The sequence below is a fragment of the Pleionea litopenaei genome, from assembly GCF_031198435.1.
GTDB classification, from domain to species: domain Bacteria; phylum Pseudomonadota; class Gammaproteobacteria; order Enterobacterales; family Kangiellaceae; genus Pleionea; species Pleionea litopenaei.
This window is the reverse complement of record NZ_CP133548.1, coordinates 1866562-1890688: the sequence shown is the minus strand read 5'-3', so window position 1 is coordinate 1890688 and position 24127 is coordinate 1866562. Positions and strand designations below refer to the sequence as shown.

Below are 24127 nucleotides of genomic sequence, written 5' to 3'. Positions count from 1 at the left end.
TTGCCAAAGATGGCAAAATATGGTGTATTGTCTGTCAAATATGGCAGGCAGTATTTTAATTCGTAAATCTGCTAAAGCCCAATCAAAAGCCCAATAAAACTGAGCGGTGAATAAAGGAGTCTCATTAGTAATGAATGTATCGGTTATTCAGTCAATGATTAACTCCATCGATAAACCCGCTATTTTTATTGATACCAACTACGTTATTAACGCCGTTAATCAAGCCTATATCGATACTTATGAAGCGCCGATTAAAACCGGAGTGAGTCGTTGCTATGAGATTTCCCACGGTAATCATTCACCTTGTGATAACCATGGTGAAGCTTGTCCATTGCAGGAGTGTCTTTCAACCGGCAAAACCACGAGTGTTGTGCACATTCACAAGACGTCTCGCGGTAGAAAATATTGCGACATAGTTATGCGTCCGGTGAAAGGTGATGATGGAAGTATTATCGGTTACTTAGAAATACTGGACCGTATTGATTTTGCGACCGTAGAAGGTGAGGCCAATAAAATGATTGGTCAGTCAACTTCTTTCAAAACTATGCTTAGTCATATCAATCGAGTGGCACAAACCGATGTGTCTGTTTTACTGCAAGGAGATACAGGCACAGGTAAAGAGCTTGTTGCAAGAGCCTTGCACAGTCAAAGTAAGCGAAACGATAAGCCCTTTGTCGTGATTGAGTGCACAGGACTCAGCGAGAGTCTGTTTGAAAGCGAGCTTTTTGGGTATGAGAAAGGCGCTTTTACTGGAGCATCGGTCGCAAAGAAAGGGTTAGTTGAAGTTGCGCAAGGAGGAACGATTTTCTTCGATGAAATCGGAGACGTTCCTATGAATATGCAGGTTAAGCTTTTACGCCTAATCGAAACGCACAGTTTTCGAGCCGTCGGCGGTTTGAAACAAAAACGTGCCGATTTTCGCTTGGTTTGCGCTTCACATAAAGACTTATTAAAAATGGTTGATGAGGGCACGTTTCGTAAAGATTTGTATTATCGAATTGCAACCTACCCAGTTTTTTTGCCAAGTCTTGAAGAGCGGCGCTCCGATATTCCTCTGCTAGCAAAACACTTCTTAAAGCAATCAGAATTTTCGTCTAAGCACTTTTCCGATGCGGCATTAAACCGGTTAGCTCAGCTAGACTTTCCCGGCAATATTCGAGAGCTTAAAAGTGTGATTATTCAGTCTGCCATTTTAGCGAACGATGAGTTGATCGACGTTGACGATATTCCTCATCGATTGCAACCGACGGCATCGAATAAGGGGCAGTTGCTCACGCTGGTAGAGCAAGAGCAGCAGTATTTAGAGAACCTATGTCAAACATTTACAGGAAGCGTTGAGCAAATGGCCGATGTGTTAGGAGTTAGTCAACGTACCTTGTACCGAAAACTCAAGCAATTTAATTTAAAGCCGCTTAATCCTTCGAAATCCTCTGATTAAGGTCAGTGCATAACAACGCCGAAGGTGGCTTTGCCAGTTTGGTCGCTTGCCAATTCGATCGCTTGCCAAATTTGGCTGACGTAATGACAGTATTGTCATAATCTTGTTTCATCGTTGTTAATCTTATTTTGCAGTTAACGCGGAGGAAACCTTTCATTGTAAGACTTCTAGCCAATTTAAAACGAGTTGGCATTAATATTGATTACTCTTCAGGTTATTCGAAGTTTCACCTTCGTTGATTTAATCGCTGTCAGAATTACTGCAGCGCAATAATTGTGGAGAGAGTTTTATGGCGAAAGTTATTGTATTAGGAGCTGGCACGGGCGGTATGCCCGCAGCTTATGAAATCAAAGAGCAATTGGGCAATGGTCATGAGGTTGTCTTGATCAATGAAAAGCCCGAATTTCGTTTTGTTCCCTCTAATCCTTGGGTCGCGGTTGGTTGGAAGAAAGCTGAAGCCATAACCATTCCCATTGAAAAATATGTTAGTAAAAAAGGCATTCAATTTTTATGTGGGCGTGTCGAATCAATCGATGCTAATAACAATCAGTTAACGGTTAATGGTGAGCAAGTTGATTACGATTATCTAGTGATCGCAACCGGACCCAAACTTGCCTTTAGTAATATTCCAGGTGCCGGTCCAGATGGATTTACGCAATCGATTTGTACGCTTGATCATGCTTTGAGTTCTTACAAAGATTTTCAGGCGTTGTTAGAAAACCCTGGTCCAGTTGTGGTCGGTGCTTTTCAAGGAGCCAGTTGTTTTGGTCCTGCCTATGAGTACGCATTTATATTAGATAAAGCATTGAGAGATGCTAAAATTCGACACAAAGTTCCGATGACGTTTGTAACCAGCGAACCCTACATAGGGCATCTTGGTTTAGGTGGCGTGGGTGACTCTAAGTCGATGCTCGAGTCTGATTTACGTCATCGTGATATTAAATGGATTTGCAACGCCTCGGTCGACGAAGTTCAACAGGGCAAAATGAATGTGAGTGAAATGAACCATAAAGGTGAACTCGATAGCAAACATGAATTGAATTTTAATCATGCGATGTTAATACCGCCATTTTCTGGTGTTGACGCTGTGGCAAATGTCGAAAGTTTATGCAATCCCAAAGGGTTTGTTATTACCGATGAGTTTCAACGTTCGCCTGCTTATCCCAATATTTTTTCCGGCGGTGTTTGTGTTGCGATTCCTCCTGTTGAAGATACGCCTGTTCCAACAGGTACACCAAAAACAGGGTATATGATAGAAACCATGATGACCGCAATCGCGCATAATTTGAAGTCAATCATTATCGATGGCGCTGAACCTTCAGCAAAAGGCACTTGGCAAGCAATCTGTCTTGCTGATATGGGTGACACGGGAGCTGCTTTTGTAGCCATTCCGCAAATTCCTCCACGTAACATTACTTGGTATAAAAAAGGTAAATGGGTTCATCTCGCTAAAATTGCGTTCGAAAAATATTTTATGCGAAAAATGAAGACTGGAAATTCAGAGCCTGTCTATGAAAAATATATTCTGAAAGCTTTGGGTATTGAACGGTTAGAAAAATAGTTAACCATAGAAGTGAGAGTATCGATGACACAGTCAAAAAGCAGTCGAGTGCATTTTAAAAAGTACAGAGCGAATACCATCGAGACTTTCACTCGTATAAAGAATGTGCTGAATAACATACGGCTTTTTCCAATGCTGATGCTAGTGGGCATATTAATGCCCATTGCTAATGCCGGTGAAAAAGGTGAGGTATCAAAAGCTCTGGTCAAGCCCTCTCAAGATAGGGCTTTGACAAGCTCAAAGAGTGTCGAAACGTTCAACGGTACTTTTGATGGTCAGCAAGAGTTTGAGTGGCGCGCTAAAAAATTAGTGAAGGATTTTTCGACGGAATTAAAAAAGCAGTTACAACAAGCCATTAAATCCGGTGGATTTGAGCAAGGAATTGTAACCTGTGAGAAGCAGGCGCCCTTGATTGCCAAGCAGTTTAGTATTAATGGGTGGCAAATTAAACGTGTATCCAACAAGAATAGAAACGTAAAAAACAAAGCGGACGAACAAGAGCAAGCGATTCTTGAACTTTTTGCCAATATGACTGGCAACGAGAAGCCCTATCATAAAACCGTAGAAAGAGACGATGAACTGATCTATTACTCAAGTATTCATGTTCAACCTTTGTGCTTGGCCTGTCATGGAGATAATCTGAGTGAGGACGTCAGAGAGAGTCTTATGAAAGCTTATCCGGAAGACAAGGCAACAGGATATCAACTCGGAGACTTGCGAGGTATGTTTGTCGTCGAATACTTAAAAAGCCGACCTTAACATTCTTTAGCGAACCCGGCTATAGTCTTGTATTCCAGTCCTTAGTGAGCGTGTTCATTCTGGAGAAGCCAATATTTCACGATTAAAATTTCCAAAGATTATAATGCTATCAATAATTGACCAAAAACCTACCTTAAGATATTGTGCATTATCTTGAATGCACTAGGACGTGAATTCAGCCTGCTGGTAAACCTCGATCATTGAAGATACTTACTCTCAGTAAAGAGAGAACGCTAGTAAAGAATAGGTTCTAGTAAAAAATGAAATCGAAAAAACAACAGAAATCCAATAAACAACGGAAATATAAGAAATAAAGGTATAAAAAATGGATACTAATATATATGCGCCGCCACAAGCTGAAGAAAACAAACTAGAGATTAACTTTAGACCATTGGCCAGTCGTTGGCACCGATTAGCTGCCTCAATTATCGACTCGATTATTTTAGTTGCGGTAACCGTGCCGATCTATTACTTAAGCGGTTTAATGGACCAATTATTGGATGGTGAAGTTTCATCGGTCTCCTTTTTGTTGCTTTCCGCTGCTATTTCAATAGGATCATTTATATTAGTGAACGGCTATTTTCTTGTTCGTGACGGGCAAACAATGGGTAAGAAAGCTTTAGGTATTCAAATTGTCTCAATGACTAATGAGCCGGTGAGTGCAACAACCATTACAAAGCGATATGGCTTTGCCATTGGTATTAGTTATATTCCATTCGCGGGTTCGTTGTTAAGCCTTATCGATACCCTGTTTATTTTTTCGGAATCAAAACGATGTTTGCACGATTTGGTGGCCGGAACTCAAGTGGTTGATGTACAAAAAGACGAACAACAAACCCCGAATCTTGATCACACTGTTGAAGAAAAAACAGAGTAAAGTTGTTTTTCGACTAAGTCTTTACCGGTCATTTTTTTATCGTTGTAATCAGTGTTGCTCGGATAATAAATGAATGAATTCTCTCTGATATCCAATTCATTTCGAGCGATGCTGAATCATTTGTCCAAAATCATCTTGGCTAAGAAGTTGTTTTATCTTATGTACATGATTGGGAAACCGACGGCCAAGATCAGGATTTAGGACATATCAAAAAAATCACTGGAAAAGTTTCGAAGGTATCTGAAGAATGCGCTTTTATTGGTGACGCTTTTATCAAATACACTGACATTCGCGGGTACTACCAAGCTATTAGCGATGGCGAAAAAGTGTCTAAAAGCTTGTTAGATATTATCTTGTTTCCGCTCTACGTTGTTGGCTGTGTTTTGGGTGGATTTGGTGCTATCTGACGAACTCAATCATGCAAGAAGAACTTTAAATAAACTCACTAGTTCGATTGCTGTTGGTCGTTAGATTTTGAGCCTTCTTCAAGAAATTTTTTCTTATACGCTGATGGCGTACACGCCATGAACTCTTTAAATGCTTTACTAAAGGTAACTCGATTATTAAACCCTGACTCATAGGCAATGCGTTCCATTGACCACTGAAGATCGATTTGTTCGATTAGTTCAACAGCATATTGAATTCGAAAACCATTAATCAACTTATAAAAATTTGATTGCATCACTTGGCTGATAACCTGCGACAAGGTGTGGGCTTTGATGCCAGTCGCTTTGGCCAGATCAGTCAAGGTCAGTTTTTCATTGAGAAACAATTGCTGCTCTCGAATGGCATCTTCAAGTTCTTTCGACAAAGCAAGTGCTGCGCTGTCTGGTAACGATGAATGAAAGTATTTAACGTTAGACGATTCCTTTTCATCACTCTGTGCTTTGTTAGATGCTGAAATTTGTTCGGTTAATTTCCTCTCTTCATTAGAGAAAACTAAATCTGGCTGCTGCAATCCGATATAACCAAGCGCGAGCACCATACTCGCGACTAACAACAGCCATATATCACTAACTACCCCTAGCGCACCTATTTGTGCGAATTGTTGCGCTAAAAATAAAAGTACCCATATGGCCTCTAAAACAAAGAATGCGATCACAATGAATCGTTGTTGTTGCAACAGTTGTTGGCTTTGGTCAGCGCGTAATGTGCGTGAGGCGATGGAAAATTGATTGATTTGACGCCAACTTAGCCACAAGTAGGTTGCCAAATGTGCCTTGATTGAGAGCAGCAAAACAAAAATAAATAAGGGCGCATAAGTGTTATGAGATGCGTTTAAAACGTTCTCCCACATTTGAATCTTGTTACTACCACTAGTAAACACAGCTGGAGAGTTGAACAACCAAAGGGCGGCTGCTGGGAGAAAGTGGGCTGGCCAATATTTATGATTGAAGTAAGAGGCTGAGGTCACTTTGCTAACATAGGCTAAAATGAGCGGGCCAAGTACTAAGACTTCTCCTGGTAGCAAATCCATGGCGTGAGGTACCCAGCGAAACAATCCGGTGAAAAGAGCGGCGCCTTCAAATAACTTATACCCAATGACCAATCCGATGATGGCGAGCAGCCTTCCTGCACTGCCCGCAGACGATTTGCGCCAAAGCACTAAGCTGAGCATTAAGGCATGACTAAAGCCGACAAAATAGATAACGCCTAAAAAGGTAGAGTTCATGCTCTAAAATTCCAAATTAACCAATGGTATGACGTAAAGTGTAGAGAAAATACGAGCGCTTTACGTAAAACTCAGCCCAAATTATCACTTTCTAGCGTGGTTTTCGCTAATTTTCGCCTCTATCGCCGTTCCTCCGGAATTTATCGAGTTTAGTTGAATGCGCAGAACGCTTTGGCGATCGGCCAACGAACATATCGTAAGTGCATTTTGAGTGTATTGTGAGAGTATTAAAAGGACCGTTTATGAAAAGTACGTTTTATGGATTGACGCTATTGCTGGGCTTATTAGTAAACCAAAACCTCTTAGCGGAAGCAGGGGCACCCAGTAAACAAGCGACCGCAGAGCTAACGACTAACAAGTTCTTTCGGCACATTATGTTTCGAGAGAGTCCTTATGCGAGCTATCGAGGCATACACGCCGTTGAAGAAAAGCTGCCTAAGGATCTGGCCCATTACCAATTTCAGTATGACCAGCAGGGACGAGTAATCGATATCGCCTATCAAATTAATGATCGGTTAATTCGTGATAATCAAGTGTGGGACTCTTTTATTTGGTTCGCGCCTAGAGTCAGTATTCGGTATGAATCAAATAAGGAAATTCATCAATATTATGATCTCTCGAATAATCAAGTCGCGGTCCATGGCCAGGTCTATCAGGCGGAGTATGCGCTCAATAAACAAGGGGAAAGGGTCAGTTTAAAGTTCTATGACCAGAGCGGAGCCCCAGTTGAGAGCGAATGGAATATCCATCGCTATGAATGGCGTCATGCCAATGGAAAAGTCTACGAGAAACGTTTTAATCTAGACAATGAACAACAGCCATTGCGCCCCGTTTTAGAGTTCTATGAAGTTGAACTTGAGTATAACCAAAAAGGTCAGTTGGCTTTTATGCGTAATTTAGGATTGACGGGTGAGCCAACGAACAATAGCAGCGGTGCCGGTATCGATCGCATTGTATATGATCACAACGGAAACTTCGTTCGCTGGCAGGTCTACGATAAAGACGGAAAGCCTGTCGAAGGCAATCGCCCCATGGTGCATATCGGAGAACATCTTTACGATGAGTTTGGAAATAAAGTCGGTATGCGAGGGTTTGATCGTTATGGCAAACGCATTCCTTTTAGTTGGGGTGCCTTTGAACACGTCAGTGTATTCGATAAACACGGTAATCAAAGTGAGCACTTGATATATCAAGCCGATGGTCGTTTGGATCGTCGTTTGAGCATTGAATATACCGAGCAGCTTACTGAAGTTGAATGGCTTAGGTCACTCACTGAAGCCGGTGACCTTATCGCTAGCCCTATGCTTGGCGGCGCTGCAACGATGAAGCTTGTTTATCATGATGATGGAACAGTTGAGCGGCAGTTGTTTAACGCCGATGGAACGCCATATGTTCCACAACAAGCAAAATCAAATTGATGTTTAATGATCGATGTTTGAGGTAGTCGCAACATGTTAGTCAATGCATTAGGTTGGTTTAAGACCATCACCAAAGCTGTTTTCTTGTTTGTAGTCGTGGTGATTATCATGTTGTTACTGTCGATTCCGATCAGTCGATGGTTTGAACCAACATTGAAAGTGACACCAGCCATCTCTGGTCACTATCTAATTACTAATGCCAACATCGTTGATAGTTTAAATAATCGAATACTTTCAACAATGGCCATCGAAATTGACAGTGGAGTCATTCAATCGGTATTGCCAAGTGATCAGCTAGACGCTGCTATCGATCGAAGGGTTCCTCGAGTGGATGCTCGAGGAAAGTATTTACTGCCAGGATTAGTCGATGCACACGTGCATGTTTTTGATCCACAAGATTTGGGTTTGTACTTAAGTCATGGCATTACTCAAGTTCGTAACATGGCTGGTTTACCTGCACATTTGCGTTGGCAAGCGTTAGAACAAGCTGACGCATTTATCGGCTCTGAGTTAACCGTGTTTAGTCCGGCGCTTAATGCAGGCGATGATCTGGGGCCATTTCATATTCGAGTTGAGTCAGCGGAAGATGCTCGCGAGTTAGTTCGCACCTTGGCAGAAAAAAACTATCAAGGAATTAAAGTCTACAATGGTTTAGATTTATCAATGACGCATGCTATTTTTGACGAAGCCAAGCGACTCGGATTACCCGTTGCAGGTCATCCTTCGAGCGCTTATCCCTTTGACAAGGCTCTTGAGTTACCCTTTCAGTCGATTGAACATATCGAAGAATTATTTCAGGTAGCCTTAGAACATAAGGTGACGCATGAGCGAATTGATCAACTGTCTCAGGCATTAGCGCGCAGTAAAACACCCATTGTTTCGACACTGGTAGCATTCGATAATATTCATCAAGCCAGTCAGGCGCCGAATGAATTTCTTAGCACCGTCGATTGGAATTATTTGACTGGATTTACGGCGTTTATCGGCGAGAAACAATTATCGCCGCAATTATCTGGAACAGATGGTCAATGGGAAAGTACTAAAATGCGAGCGCTCAATGCCATTACTCAATCATTGTTTAAAAATGATGTATCAATGGTGATTGGTTCAGACACTGGCCCCGCCTTAACGCAACCCGGGTTGTCGTTTCATCGAGAACTTGCATTACTTGAATCGTTAAATATTGAGCGTCATAAAATTCTAAATGCTGCTACAACCAATGCTGTTAATCTTCTGAGTAATGGTATGCACAGTGGTCAAATAGCTATAGGGCAACGTGCGAATTTACTTTTGGTCCACGCGAACCCTTTAGAAAGCTTAGCAACATTGCAAGAGCCAGAGGCAGTGATAACGCGAGGTCGCTATTTGAATAGAGAGCAACTGATGAGTTTAAGAAAGCAAGGAACCAATCATCACAATAGCTACGTGATAATTGGTTGGTTACTCGAAAGTTTGTTTACTCAATAGGCAAGAAAATATCGGTGATCATTTCATGTTCACTGACATCGGGGAAGAAGCTCACTCGTTCAAAAAATAATGGAAAGTCTCGTAATTGCAGCGGAGTATTTTGTTGTGAGGCATGTTTGAACCAAGTTGAATAGAGATAATTTACCGCGACATCAATGGTATCGTCGCTACCGATATGACGTATCTTCGCACAGCGTCCTGATGGAATACTTAAAAGGTTGATTGCGCTATTGTTTATATCTTTAGCAAACGTAAAATCTGTCGATAGTTCGCAAGCAAGATCCAACTGAAACTCATCGTCTGGTGTGGTTTTAGGATCGCCGTATAAAAAATTGAACGTACGACTTTTAGTGGGTGAAAGTCTATTGAGTTTACGCCATGCGATAAACTGGCTGATGGTGCTACCGAGTGTTCGAGGCGAGCCCTTATGCGTCATGCATGCAACCTGGATCTCAGGAAAGTCGATCATGTCGACTTGAAAATGTGTTTCAATGGATTCGATATGGTTAGTCATTAAATGATTCCTTATGGATACAATGGATTGATAGTTTTCATTCCATAAAGACCAATCAGCGGATTTGCGAAAATCACTGGGGGATTGATTAAAGTGCTGCTTAAAGGCTCTAGAAAAACCTTCGTGACTAGAAAAGCCTGATTCAACAGCAATATCAACCACTTTAATAGGCTTGCGATAAGCCAACAAAAACGCGGCTTTCTTTAAACGCAACAGCTTAACCAACTGTGTGGCTGAAATACCAAAGTGCGCGGTGCAAAAACGTTGAAAGTGATACTTAGATAAATAAGCATGACGACTCAACACGTCTAGATCCAACGCATCATCTAAATGTTCTTCAATGTACTGAAATATTAATTGAATACGCTGGTTATGATTCATATCGGTCGTCGTTGTGCATTATTAAGTTGTCGTCGTGCATTATTAAGTAAAGCTGAGTTGTAAAGTGTCTTTTTGGAACTCAGCTAGAATAGAACTGAACAGCGTGGTAATACTTGACCAAAGTTGCGCAGTTTTACATTCAACTATTATTGCTCAACTTTAGTCAGTCGAACGCCATCTACCACCATTTGCCATTGCCCATCAACCTGATGAGGTGGTTCAGTGACCGTAAACGTCGTCGCCATAGGCCCAATGCCAACCACAAAATTGTCTCCGTCAAATTCTTTTAGTGGACCATTGATTGAGGTGGTTCCACCATTTTTTAAGCGTTTATAAGAAACACTTCCGTCGGCCAATATCAATAATGCCATTTCATGGCTTTGCCACATACCCGCGTAATTCAAGCGATCTTGCGGTAATGGGTCGCTGCAGGCCGACAAAATTAAAACAAGAGAAAAGAGGGTGATTACTCGAAGTTTTACCTGGCTAAGACGTAACATGATGTAATGATTCCTATGACCGATGGGGTTAACGTTTAAGTGTGATTCAGTTCATCATATAGTCTTTCGATATATTATTCACGGTATGAGTGGATTGAAAAATCATCTCATATTGAGTAATATCGCGCCTTTCTTAAGCACGGATGGCTAATTTCGAGGTGACACTCCTGTCCGAGCTGCCTATTTTTTGATCAGGGATTTATGATGTCTATTCGTCGCTTTTTTGCCTCGGTGCTTGTTATTGCACTGTTTTTACCTATGTCTGCGTTTGCTCAACGTGTCGCAATTTTTGATGGCAAGTTGTTCACTTGGCATCCTGGCATACCCGATGTCACGACGATTAACTTCAATGACAAACCCGCTGAAAATTGGAGTTTAACGGTTTTCAATGGCGGATTTCACAGCACTTACTGCCGCATGTCGAGTGCGACCATCAAAATCAATGATGTAGTTATAGCTGGGCCTGCCGACATTAATCTGCAAACCGCAAAATTCAGTACGCCGGTCGATATCCAATCTTCGAATGTTTTATCGGTTGAGTTAGCTCAAGACAACGATTGTGTTATCGAGCTTTATTTAGTGGGTGTTGGCATTACCCAATCTTTGAGCATTACGTCTTCGCCAATGTTACAAGCGTCGGTGGGTGAAGCATACAGTTATACGTTACAAACCAGCCCAACAATCGACTGGAACAGTTCAAACGTCACCTTGAACACAGCTCCAAATGGAATGACCGTTACGTCGGGAGTTTTAAATTGGACGCCAACGAGTGCGGAAGTAGGTAATCAAGACATCAATTTAACCGTATCGAACAGTCAATACGGAAACGCACAACAGAGTTTTACGGTCGCTGTTAGTGCGACAAATCAAGCTCCTGAAGCGAGTGATTTAACGGTTCAAACAAATGAAGATCAGGTTTTACTTGAAAGTTTAGTCGCGCAAGATGGTAATGGCGACAGCTTAACCTATGAAGTGGTGACTCCGGCTCAAAATGGTGCTTTATCGCTTAACGGTGAGCAATTTCAGTACACGCCAGTCGCTGATTATTTTGGTAATGACAGTTTCACTTATCGAGTATTTGATGGCGAACTCTATTCAAATTCTGCGACCGTAAATATTCAAGTTGTCGCTCAAAATGATGCACCGAGAATCACCTCAACTCCACTTGCCGCTGTTAATCAATTACAGACCTATAGTTACCAAGTCGTTGCAGAAGACGTTGACGGTGACTCTTTAACTTATCAGCTTTCTCAATCTCCCGCTGGCGCTACGATTGACGCTAACGGTCTGGTTACTTGGTATGCCGGTCAGGTAGAAAATGTTAATTTTACAGTGGTTGTTGCTGACACTACTGGCTTAACGGATTCTCAAAGTTTTAGTGTTGACGTGGTCGACGTGAACGAAGCTCCGAGCATTTCGAGTTCTCCAGTTACCACGCTCGAAGAGCGTAACCTTTACACCTATGCGGTTGTCGCGACGGATCCCGATGCGAATGATGTTTTGACTTACAGCTTACCGCAGGGTCCTCTCGGTATGGTCATTGATACGGTAACGGGAGAAATTGCTTGGAACACCGATGCCAGTCATATTGGTGATCATTTAGTACAGTTATTGGTGACTGACCAGGCGGGATTAACCGCAGAGCAGTCGTTTACTATTTCCGTGATTGATCGTGATGACGCGCCAGTCATTACCAGTACTCCGGTTACGCAAGGATCGGAAGACAATGGTTAAAGCTATCAGCTAACGGTCAGCGACGAAGACATCAACGATACCTTTACCTACCAGTTAATTTCTGCTCCGAGCGGAATGATTATTTCTAACTCAGGTGAAATCACTTGGACTCCAACACAAAGCGATGTTGGTGATCACATCATTGACGTTTCTGTGCAAGACTCGCGCGGATTATCGGCCTTACAAAACTATACGCTGAACATTAGCGAAGTGAATGATGCGCCTGAAATTACTTCAACGCCGATTACTGCTGGGCAAGAAACCGTTGGGTACGAATACGCTATCACCGTTTCTGACAGTGACGATAGCAGTTGGCAGTTTGCTTTGATTACTGCGCCTGCTGGTATGACGATAACGCCAGCTGGCGTTATTCAATGGTCTCCGCTGCGCGGTGATGCGGGTAGCTACTCTGTAGAGGTCAGTGTCAATGATGACAGTGGCGCAACCATTACTCAGTCTTACACATTAACAATTTCGGTTGCTCCAAACGAAGCTCCGACCTTATCTAATCAGTCGATTTCAACCAGTGAAGATACGTCGTTTACGTTCTCTCCGTTAGCCAGTGACATTGATAATGATGCATTAACTTTTGAATTGATTTCAAATGCCAACAATGGTAACGCGACAGTAGAGCTACAACAGATTTCTTATACACCTGCGCCCAACTTTTTTGGTCAAGACAGTTTTGTTATTCGCGCGTTTGATGGCACTGCTTATTCAACGAATGCGACCATTTCAGTCTCGGTTGTGGCTGTGAATGATTTACCTGTATTGCAAAACATCACATTAACCACTGCAGAAGATCAAGCGGGTCAAGTGAGCGTATCGGCTGTGGATGTCGATGGCGATGCGTTGCAACTCGAAGTGGTCGGTGTTTCTAGTTTAGGTCAGGTCAATGCAACCTTTCCTCAAATCAGTTTTCAACCAAATGCTAACGTTAATGGTTCAGAAACGTTAACCATTCGTGTCAGTGATGGCACGGGGTATTCAAACGATGCGACGTTAACCATTAATGTTACGCCAGTGAATGATGTGCCACTAGCGGCTGATGTTAGTTTGCAAGTCGATTATCAAACAACGGGTACTGTGCTTATCGAAGCCAGTGATATTGATAGTGATCCGTTAACCGTTGCAATCGTGTCGGCTGCACAAAATGGCCAAGCAACTGTTTCAGGAATGAACATCAATTATCAACCGAATAACGGTTTCTACGGCAGTGATGAATTAACGTTTGTAGTCAACGATGGTAGTGCAAACTCAAGTATTTATTCGTTAACTATCGATGTGATTCAACCGGCAAATAATCCGCCGACAATTACCAGTACTCCGAATACACAAGTCAATGTTGGCGATGTGTTTAATTACCAATTACAAGCCACCGATCCGGATGGCGATGTGTTGACCTACAGTGCAGTCACTGCCCCGAGTGGATTACAAATCGATCCACAAAGTGGTCTAGTGAATTGGACCGCAACGGAAGAGTTTGAGCTGGGATTACAAACCAGTAATACCGCGTGTTCAGTCTCTCAAAGTGATGTTGGGCAGCTGCCTGTTGCAATGGATACCGTCTATCTCGTTGATGGCTCAAGTTCAATGACTCAAGTTTGGCCACTTTTATCGGGCCATTATACAGAGTCTGATATTGAGTTAATTGATAATGGCATAGGATCGGGCGAAACCAAGAATCGTTATGGTCTTGTTGGCTTTGGATACGCTGCAACAATTGTTAACTTTGAACAAGGTATTTGGTCAGATTTCAGCGGACTTTACAATGAAATGTATATTCCAGATGGTCCGCCGGGTGGTAGTGGTATTGGAGAAAATGGGCTATTAGCCATTCAAACAGCAATCGATAACTATCCATTTCGAGAAAACGTCGCAAAAACTGTCACTTTATTTGCTGATGAAGAAACTAATGCAGGATTAACTAATGGTGAAACAATAGCAGAATTGCGACAGCGATATATCGATAATAATATAGTCCTAAATGTGATAACTAACTACACGCCATATTGCGCCGATGGCAGGGTTGCTATAGGTGCAAATAGCGAGGATATAGCGTTTGTTGCAACGGAAGAAGGTGGCTTTGAATTTTGTGAGTTTGATCGAGAGCGAAGTCTTGAATTAGGCTCACCTGCAATTGATTTATATGTTGAACCATTTGTTAAAACAGCATTTGCTACTGGAGGCAGTGCCTTTTCGATGTCTGCCTATTATTTCTCGGGAGACTTCGAATCAGTTTTAGCGGCATACAATTATCAACTCATTAAGCAAGCATCGGTTGTTGCATCGGGCCCACAAGCGGATTTAAGTTTTGCAGAAGCACAACTTCAATACACTGATAATCAATGGCAGTTAAGCGTCGTCGTTAATAATCGAGGCCTTGCAGTAAGTGACGTAGCGTCGTTAGAAGTATCGGGTGCCGCAAACGCAGTTATTGATGTTAACGGTATACTACCTGAGCAATCTGAAACCCTATTTATCCCATTAGGTCAAGAAAGATTAAGCGGTAATTTACAGCTTCAAATTAATGCTGGCACAAATGAATGTTTAGCCAATAACAACCAAGTTACTCTGCCAGTGATCTCTTTATTGGCGGATGATGGAGAGGGTGGAACTGCAACACAAACGTTTAACCTTAATGTCGGCTCTAATGAGCGAATACATGAAATAATATCCGTGCCACCAACCTCACTAAGTTTAGGTTTAGACTTAGTTTATCAAGTTGAATTGTCGAATACTCAAAAAGGTGATCACTATCAATATTCGTTAGTTGGTCCGGAAAGTGCCTCAATAGATAGCTTTGCGGGACTACTTAGATTTAAGCCAACATCTGAGCAAATCGGCAACCAAGACTTTACGATCACTGTCACGAACCTAGCGGGTGAGCAAGTTCAGCAGTTTTTCAGTGTCCAAGTGACGAATGACTATACTTTACCTCGGTTTACCGATGAAACTTTTCAACAAAGAGTGACTAGCAATACATCGTTTGAGTTTCAGCCAACCGTAATATCCGACTCGACTGCCCAGTTAACTTATAGTTTGGTTCACAGCCCTTCAAGCTCGAGCATTGACCCTCAAACAGGTGCCTTTATCTACAATGCTCAAGATTCTGATATCGATGTTATACGTCTTGTCAATATGAAGGTCACGGATCAATATGGTAATTCTGATTATTTCATTTTTAGTGTTTTTGCAGATTACCTGAATGTCGCACCGAGTATTATTGATAGTGGTGAAGACTTAGCGACGATTGGCCCGGATGGATACCAAAACATCTTTTCGATTACTGATCCTAATGTTCGAGAGAATTTTGATCTGAGTATCACAACATCAGCAGATTTTCTTAGTGGACAAATCTATGATTACTATGGAACTGACATGCTTCAAGGAATTCTAGCTTGGTCAGGTGAAGATGCTTATTCTTTGCATCCACTGCATGGTATTGATAATAACTTCTTATGTTCATCAAGTGATAACTTGGTAGCTTCAAGTTACGCGCCTTTAAAACTTAAAAATAGATTCTCAATAGGTGGCTGGATTTCACCTTTAGTTATGCCTTTGTCTGACACCAATGAAGACGGAGTTGTGGACTTAAGAGATGATAAGGGACTTATTGTCCATACTAGCAATACTATAAGAGGAATTAGTCTAGACAATCAAATTGAGCACTGGATTATGCAATTTGGTGCAAGTGGATTGTCTTTGCCGCCAAGTCGCTTACATGGAATGGCTGCAGCAGATATTAATGCTGATGGAGTACTTGATGTTCTCTATGTCGTCAGTGGAAGTAGTAGAACATTAGTAGCTCGTAGCAGTGATGACGGACGTTTGCTTTGGGAATCGGCAGTCGGAATATCTAATCGCACGATTAGCTATGGTGATATCACCATAGTAGATGCGAATAATGATGGATTTGTTGAGATAACGGCTGGAGACTCAGTTTTTTCCCATGAAGGGGATTTACTTTTAACATTTGATGCTGTGAATTATTCAGCCTCTCGCTATTCACCCATTTATACGTTAGACGTAAACGGAGATGGCATACAGGATTTTATTCAAAAAGGAATTGCAAAAGATCTTAATGGAAATGAAATCGGTCGTGTTGACTATCAACGAAGAGAAGGTAGTAAAGAAGCTTATATGGCTTTCGCTAACTTCGACAATGATCCAGCTTTAGAAATGGTGATTGTTGAGAATATCGACTCGAATGTTCATATACGCACAATGGCTTTAGTCGATGATGATTTCTCTTTTATCTGGGGGCCAACTCCTATCAGAAATATTGGACCTGTTTTTGTAGGTGACTTTACTGGTGACTCTAACGCTGAAATATTTGTTTCTAGCGCAGATACATTATTTGACGCAAACGGCGAGATTATTTGGCAACTCGACGATTGGAGCAATTACGATGGTCGCTTAGCGAGCGTTGCAGATATTCAAGGAGATGGTCGTCTCGACGTAATTATCCATCGCGAACTATTTACCTTTTTAATCGATGGGTTAACGGGTGAAGAGCTAAATCGTAAAAATGCAGGCAACGCGTCTACCATGGCTCCAGTCGTTATCGATAGTGATGGTAACCAAAAACTCGAAATTTTCACAACCACTCGCGGACTTCTTACTATACAAGAATACGATGGAGTGACTTTGCAGCAAGGTTTACCTCAATACTACAATCAGTCTATTTTCTCGAGTGATGCGTTACAAGAGAACTTACAAGTCCAACAGGGGCAAATCGTTAAAGCAGACAATAGCTTTGGCTCGGTTCATGTGAAGAGTAAACGTTTTACTAATGGTATTGCCGATTTGTGGGTTGGTCGTCCAATCAGCAGAACACGAGGAGAAATAGTTGTTGATGTGAAGAATAAGGGGACTGCAAACTATCCTTACTCTTTCAAAGTGCTATTAGTCAAAGGCGATCCTGACAATGGAGGAGAAGTCATCGCAACTCAGTCTTCTCACTCATTGAGCATCGGTGAAAGTCAACAACTTGTGTTTAGAGGTTTAGACTTAGAGGATTACAACGGTGAGGTTACTGCAGTAATTCAAGCTTTAAGTATTTATGAAGAATGCAGCTTAGATAATAACTATACTTCGTCTCATACGGTTGAATACACAATTAGTGACAATGCCGGTGAATCAAACTCTGTTTATTATCTTTTAGGTGTGCAATATCTACGTAGTGCAACACCGACTATTCTAACTCCGAGCGAATTAGAACTAACAGAGGGTGTTGAATATAAGTATGGTATTGATGTACTTACGGATCGTTCTGTCGACCCTCTTAATTTTGGCTCATTTCAGGTACATCAAGGACCTGATGGGCTAACCATCAATTCAAAAACGGGAGAGCTATCTTGGACACCTGAATTGGGACAAGCAGGTTCTTATGAAGTCCAAGTTCAGCGTATTAATTTTGTTAATAGTTCTTCAAGAGTATTTACTTTAACGGTTGCCCCATCGCCGAACAGTCCTCCAGAGATTACCAGTGTTCCAAATGTCGGAACGGCGGAGATTGATACCTTTATTTATCAAGTCGAAGCAACAGACCCTGATGGTGATGCGATTACCTATCGATTACTTGATGGACCGACGACCATGTCGATCGGTGCACAGTCGGGTTACATTGAGTGGATTGCTGATCAAGAAGGTTCAATCACTGTGAGTATTGAAGCGTCGGATGGTCAGTTTACGGATGTACAAACCTTTACAATGGATGTCACATTAAGTAACAGCAGTCCTGAAATTACCAGCACGCCTTCATCACAAGCAACGGCCAATAAAGTTTATCAATATTCGATTCTTGCAACCGATGCTGAAGGTGATGCAATTACTTTCAGTTTAGTATCGGGTCCTCAGGCAATGACCGTTGACTCTACGAGCGGTGAGTTACGCTGGGCGGTTTCAAGTTCTGATGTAGGTTTGCACGATGTGGTGATTGCGGCAACCGATGAGCATGGTTTTAGTAGTAACCAATCGTTCAGTGTGAACGTGAGTTCTGGATTGGTAAATACCGCGCCAATGATTACATCAACGCCCACAGGTGTTGTTGCACCTGATCAGCAATACACATATAGCTTTATTGCTGTTGACGCCGAAAACCACGCACTGACCTACAGTTTAGAGAATGCACCTACTGGCATGGCCATCAGTGCTCAAGGTCTAGTGCAATGGACGCCGAGTCTATCGGATGTTGGTACTTACAACATTGTGATTAAAGTTGAAGATGAGTTAGGTGCTTATGCCATCCAGTCTTATTCTTTGATTGTAGCGGTTGATGGACAAAGCAATGATTTACCAACCATTAGTTCAACGCCGTTTTCTTTTGCACAAACCAATGCGTTGTATACCTATTCAGTTGTTGCGAGCGATCCTAACGGTGATGCTTTATCTTATTCTTTGGTCACCGCACCTGCTGGAATGAGCATCAATGGCAATGACGTCTCTTGGACGCCGACGGAAGTTGGTTCGGTATCTGTACAACTTCGTGTTTCCGATGGTCAAAACTACGTTGACCAATTTTGGACAATCAATGTTTCTGATGAGCCTGTTGAATTTTCGGCGCTCTTGTCGCTTGCTCCGCGTGTTGCTGAACCCAATGAAATGATAAATTTGGCGGTGCAACCTCAATATGCCAGAGGAGAAGTAACAGGTTCCGTTTCATTCAATGGCAATAATTATCCTCTTGATGCCCAGTTGGCTGCCCAATTTAGCGGCGTTAATCCTGGCGCATATGTCGTTGAAGTGAGTTTAAATGATGGTTCAACTAATCTCGTTCTCACTGAGACGGTGTACATTCGTGATGCTGCTGATACGCAAGCACCGGTAGTTAACATCGAGTCGCCTCTCGACGCCGATGTGATTACTCGTTTGCAAGATGTGGTGATTTCGGTCAGTGATGATCGTCTTGCGAATTGGCGATTAGTGCTTAAAGCTCGCAATACAGCACCAACAGATTATCAAGTGATTGCCGAAGGTAATAGTAATGTGAGCAGTCAGACGGTAGCGCAAATTGATGCCACCATGATGCTCAACGGTTTCTATTCGTTGATTCTTCAAGCGACCGATGAAAACGGAGCTGAGTCGTCAGTGACAACAGTGGTTAGTGTCGAAGAGCAGTTAAAGCTTGGCGTTTATACTATTACGCTTGAAGACGTGAACCTACCGGTTGCCGGTATTCCGATTCAAGTAACGCGTACTTACGATTCACGTCGTCGCAATGAAACCCTTGATTTTGGTAAAGGCTGGAGCATTGATTATCAGAATGTTCGTGTGCAAGAAAATCAAACTCTGGGCTTTGCATGGGCATTGAACGAGTATAGTTCTGGTTACTTCAGTCGTTGGTGTGTTGAGCCTGTTAGTAATCCAATGGTCACGGTGCGTCTACCCGATGGTGATGTTGAGAAATTTAGAGCGGTGGCTGATCCTGGTTGTACGCAATTTGTACCTGAGACCAACGTTCGTTTGGCCTTTGAACCTATTGGCGCGACATTCTCAACTCTTGAACAAGATACTTATTCACTACTGAAGTTGGTGAACGGTCATTTGGTTCGTGCAGGTGATAATGGTCAGGTTGATCCGGCGCTGTACACGTTAACCACTAAAGAAGGTATGAAGTATAAACTTGATCAAAACTTTGGTGTGATCAAAGTCATTGAGCCGAATGGTCATTCGTTAACTTACAGTGATAATGGCATTACTCATTCACTCAATACCGATGTCGACTTTGTTCGTAATGAGCAGGGTTTAATCGAGCAAATTATTTTGCCTGATGACAGTGTTATTAATTACCAGTACAACTCTGAACTGGAGTTAACTCGAGTTGAATACCCGAGTGGTGTAAGCAACGAATACACCTATTTGGCCGATCATTACCTTGAAGAACTCATTGACGGCCAAGGTCGTGTGGTTTCGCGCAATGAATACGACACTGATGGTCGATTGATTGCCACATACGATGCGTTCGGCAATAAGATCGAAATGATCCATAACTTGGCAGACAATGTTGAGACGGTTCTAGATCGCAATTTGAATCCAACCACTTATGTGTTTGATGATAAAGGACGTGTGCTCTCTGAAACCAATGCGTTAAACGAAACCACCACGCGCACTTACAATGAACACGGTTTGATGCTGAGTGAAACGAACGCGTTGAATGAGACCACAACCTGGACCTACGACGATCGTGCGAACACTTTGACTGAAACCGATCCAACGGGTTATGTCACGAATTACGTCTACGACAATACCAATCAGTTGATTCGTATGTACGACAGCACTGGCAAAACCCTTGCCGAAAACCGTTATGATATCGGTCGTAACTTAACTGAGTTGACGCGTGCAGACGGTACGTCGGTTTCGATGTTATATGATGTTGGAATCGGCTCGAACCAAACCGGTCAGCTATTATTTATGACCGATGCAGAAGGCAATAGCACTGAGTACCATGTTCATTTCTTTACTGGGCAAACGGTTGGTCAAACTGATGCCTCTGGTGTGCGAACCGACTACACATTAGACGACAATTTAAATCGTACGTCTGAGTCGACAACGCGTACTTTGGCTGATGGTACAGTTGAAACCTTGGTCACGACGTATGAATATGACTCGGGCAATCGACTGGTCAGTACCTTGTATCCAGACGGTACTAGTAGTCGCGTTGAATACGACGAAAATGGTCGCGAGAAAACGGTATATGACGAGCAAGATCGCGCAACGGTCATGGATTATAACGACCGTGGTGAGTTGATCAGCACGACCTATCCTGATGGCTCAACCAGTGAAGCGACTTACGATGCCAATGGTAATAAGTTAACTGAAACCAATCGTTTGGGTCAGGTCACTACTTACACTTACGATGCATTAAATCGTGTCTTAACAACTACCAATGCCGATAACCGTGTTACGACCAATGAGTATGATGAAGCTGGCCGTTTAACCGCGATGATAGATGCTCGTGGCTTCCGCACTGAGTATGAGTATGACTCTGCTGGTCGACGCACTAAAGTGATCGATGCTTTCAATAATGAGCATTCTTTCGCTTATGACGAAGAAGGCAACCTAGTCAGTGAAACCGATGCATTGGGTCATACAACGACTTACGAGTACGATCTTTTGAATCGCCGTACGGCGACGGTTTTCCATAATCTATCGCGAGTCGCAACCGAGTTTGATAAAGCCGATCGACAAGTCGCTAAACTTGACCAAGCGCAAGTGCGTACTGAGTATGAGTACGATCCGCTTGGGCGCTTAGTGAAAGTGATCGATGTGCTGGGTAACGAGACATCTTATACCTACGACGAACAAGGCAATAAGTTGACTCAAACCGATGCGGAAGGGCGAACCACTCGTTGGACTTACGATTCAATGGGGCGGGTATTAACTCGTCAGCTTCCGATGGGACAAACTGAAACATCGCAATACGATAGCTTTGGTCGTCTCGAGTCACACACTGACTTTAATGGCGACGCGAAAACCTTCATCTATGATGTTAACGATCGCATTACGCAAATCAGTTATGCTGACGGTTCAACTGAAAGCTTTACTTACGATGCGATAGGTAATCGTTTATCGGCAACGGATGCGAGTGGCACAACGGTGTACACCTACGATGCCTTATCTCGATTAGAAACAGAGACGAAGCCGACGGGTGAAGTATTAAGTTATGAGTATGATGAAAACGGTAACAAAACGCGCTTTACCATTACTTATATCGGCGGTGCGGTGCGTGAAGAGACGTTTACCTACGATCGTTTAAATCGATTAGAAACGGTCACTGACAATAATGGCAATGTAACCACCTATGGTTATGATGCGGTGGGTAATCGCAGTTCGATCAGTTATCCAAACGGTAGTAGTCAGGTTTACGTTTACGATGAGCTCAATCGTTTAACAACGCTACGTCATTTCGATAGTAACGGTGCATTAATTAATGAATTTAATTACACGTTGCATACGACGGGTCGACGTACACAAATTGATGAGTTAAGCGGACGCTCGGTGATTAATGGTTATGATGAGCTCTATCGTTTAACCAGTGAAACCATTGTTGATCCGATCAATGGCGATTACAGCGCTAGCTATACCTACGATAATGTGGGTAATCGAACCTATTCGACCATTAATGGTGTGAGTACCTCATTCAGCTATGACAATAACGATCGCATCACGGTTCAAGGTGATATCACTTATGAATACGATGATAATGGTAATACGCTGTTCAAAGGCAACCTTGAAGAGCAGACCTTCTATCGTTACAGCCTGAAAAATAAATTAACTCAGGTTGAGTCTGCTGAGGGTATCAATGATTACGAGTACGACGTTGATAATAATCGTGTCGAGAAGACAGAAGCTGGAACGGCTGTTCGGTTTATCGTTGATAACAATCAAGCGTACGCTCAGGTAATTGCTGAAGCGAGTGATACTAATGTTATCGGAAAAGAGTATGTTTATGGCGACGACCTAATCAGTCAAAGCGCCAATGCAGCGAGCCACTACTATATGTACGATGGTCTTGGCTCAACTCGAAGTTTGACCGATGACAGTGGTTCAATTAGCGACCAATATTTCTATGACGCCTTTGGTATTACCCTAGCGTCGGTAGGAAGTACTGACAACAACTATCTGTACACAGGCGAACAATACGATTCAGGGTTAGATAATTACTACCTAAGGGCTAGGTATTACGACCAGAATGTGGGTCGTTTTACGCAGATGGATACTTGGATGGGTCACAATCACGATCCAGTGACTTTGCATAAATATTTGTATGCGAATGCTGATCCCATAAGTTATACGGATCCGAGTGGCCACTTTAGCCTAGGTAGCTTAAATGCCGCTACATCTATAAGAGGTATTTTGAGTACTGTTGCACAGTCTACGATGAGGGTATCTACCGGAGTGGTCGGGGCTGGAAGAGCTTCAGTATCATTTGTTGCTAGATATATGGGACGGTTAGCTGTAAATGTATTAAGACCTGTTTTTAGGGCTGCGGGAAGACTTTCTTTGCAGAATGCAAGAGGACGAAGTTTAACTTCATTTGATAAATTTAAGAGATTTTTTATGTCTCCGACAAGAAGTCACCCAAATGTTAACTGGGGGCCAATAGGCAGGTTTCTAAAAAAAGCGTTTCCAAATGTTAGGTGGGAACAACACCATGTTGCAATACAGGCTCGTTGGTTTAGGCCAGGAGGTCCTAGCCAATGGTATCCCCATGACAGATTAGCTAATTTAGGATTGCAAAGATTAGGCAATGCGGGGTTCAACTTAATGGCGATTCCTAGAGGTCTAAATGGAGCTTTAGGGCGTAGTGCATGGGGAACTGCGGGGTTGGCAATAGGTTCTTATGGTACGGTCGCATATGGTATATATGAAATAATTAGTTCGCTTGGAGATGATTGATATGACAAATAAAAAAAATGATTGTTTATATTATCCGAACACCGATACTGAAATTAAATTAGGGGATAGGGTAATGTTTCCTAAATGGTTTAAAAAAAGCCCGGTACCGTGGTATATATACCGGGTCAGTCCAAGTTAAATAAAAATATGGAATATGGGGATGTTAAGCTGTGGGCTATTCAGCTCGATGATAAACCTAATGACGTATTAACTATGGGTTATTTTCCTCCAAACGATGTTGTGCCTAAGAAATTAGAGTTTCTATCTCGAGGTGATGGTGTTAATAGAATTGATGAAAATGAAGAAATTAATTGAAGCAAGAATTGGATGATTAGTAACTCATCTTCTCAAGAATATCGAAAATTAGGCTTCGAACAATTTCACCAGCAGTAGTGCCTACACG

General features: G+C 42.4%; 12 protein-coding genes and 1 pseudogene. 10 read left to right on the top strand and 3 right to left on the bottom strand.

Annotation, left to right across the window (positions count from 1 at the left end):
* Nucleotides 1–130 precede the first annotated feature (130 nt).
* From Q9312_RS08465 to Q9312_RS08450, 4 genes are all read left to right on the top strand, one after another.
* On the top strand, nt 131–1438 hold the full coding sequence (locus Q9312_RS08465) for a sigma-54 interaction domain-containing protein (RefSeq protein ID WP_309204153.1): 1308 nt from the start codon (nt 131–133) through the stop codon (nt 1436–1438).
* Between the two features lie 289 nt (nt 1439–1727).
* On the top strand, nt 1728–2999 hold the full coding sequence (locus Q9312_RS08460; protein WP_309204152.1) for an NAD(P)/FAD-dependent oxidoreductase: 1272 nt from the start codon (nt 1728–1730) through the stop codon (nt 2997–2999).
* A gap of 24 nt (nt 3000–3023) precedes the next feature.
* A complete protein-coding gene (locus Q9312_RS08455; RefSeq protein WP_309204151.1) occupies nt 3024–3758 on the top strand; it encodes a Tll0287-like domain-containing protein in 735 nt (244 codons plus the stop codon).
* 325 nt (nt 3759–4083) lie between these two features.
* On the top strand, nt 4084–4635 hold the full coding sequence (locus Q9312_RS08450; RefSeq protein ID WP_309204150.1) for an RDD family protein: 552 nt from the start codon (nt 4084–4086) through the stop codon (nt 4633–4635).
* A 445-nt stretch (nt 4636–5080) separates the two neighbouring features.
* Here the strand turns inward: Q9312_RS08450 and Q9312_RS08445 are convergent, their stop codons facing one another.
* A complete protein-coding gene (locus Q9312_RS08445) occupies nt 5081–6307 on the bottom strand; it encodes a helix-turn-helix domain-containing protein (protein ID WP_309204149.1) in 1227 nt (408 codons plus the stop codon).
* A 242-nt stretch (nt 6308–6549) separates the two neighbouring features.
* Between Q9312_RS08445 and Q9312_RS08440 the strand changes: the two genes are divergently transcribed.
* Both Q9312_RS08440 and Q9312_RS08435 read left to right on the top strand, forming a co-directional pair.
* On the top strand, nt 6550–7725 hold the full coding sequence (locus Q9312_RS08440) for a hypothetical protein (RefSeq protein WP_309204148.1): 1176 nt from the start codon (nt 6550–6552) through the stop codon (nt 7723–7725).
* A 33-nt stretch (nt 7726–7758) separates the two neighbouring features.
* A complete protein-coding gene (locus Q9312_RS08435) occupies nt 7759–9192 on the top strand; it encodes an amidohydrolase family protein (protein WP_309204147.1) in 1434 nt (477 codons plus the stop codon).
* Here the strand turns inward: Q9312_RS08435 and Q9312_RS08430 are convergent.
* Both Q9312_RS08430 and Q9312_RS08425 read right to left on the bottom strand, forming a co-directional pair.
* On the bottom strand, nt 9182–10087 hold the full coding sequence (locus Q9312_RS08430) for an AraC family transcriptional regulator (protein ID WP_309204146.1): 906 nt from the start codon (nt 10085–10087) through the stop codon (nt 9182–9184). The genes Q9312_RS08435 and Q9312_RS08430 overlap by 11 nt on opposite strands.
* Nucleotides 10088–10233: 146 nt before the next feature.
* The gene (locus tag Q9312_RS08425) at nt 10234–10587 is read right to left on the bottom strand and encodes a hypothetical protein (protein WP_309204145.1); all 354 of its coding nucleotides are present in this window, start codon (nt 10585–10587) and stop codon (nt 10234–10236) included.
* Nucleotides 10588–10788: 201 nt separating this feature from the next.
* Here Q9312_RS08425 and Q9312_RS08420 point away from each other — a divergent pair, with 201 nt between their 5' ends.
* From Q9312_RS08420 to Q9312_RS08405, 4 genes and pseudogenes are all read left to right on the top strand, one after another.
* Entirely contained in the window at nt 10789–12321 is a 1533-nt protein-coding gene (locus Q9312_RS08420; RefSeq protein WP_309204144.1) for an Ig-like domain-containing protein, read from the top strand.
* A 15-nt stretch (nt 12322–12336) separates the two neighbouring features.
* A pseudogene (locus Q9312_RS08415) lies at nt 12337–13788 on the top strand (Ig-like domain-containing protein); the annotation flags it as partial.
* A 90-nt stretch (nt 13789–13878) separates the two neighbouring features.
* A complete protein-coding gene (locus Q9312_RS08410; RefSeq protein ID WP_309204495.1) occupies nt 13879–23724 on the top strand; it encodes a putative Ig domain-containing protein in 9846 nt (3281 codons plus the stop codon).
* Nucleotides 23725–23871: 147 nt separating this feature from the next.
* On the top strand, nt 23872–24039 hold the full coding sequence (locus Q9312_RS08405; protein ID WP_309204143.1) for a hypothetical protein: 168 nt from the start codon (nt 23872–23874) through the stop codon (nt 24037–24039).
* The last annotated feature ends 88 nt before the right edge of the window (nt 24040–24127 follow it).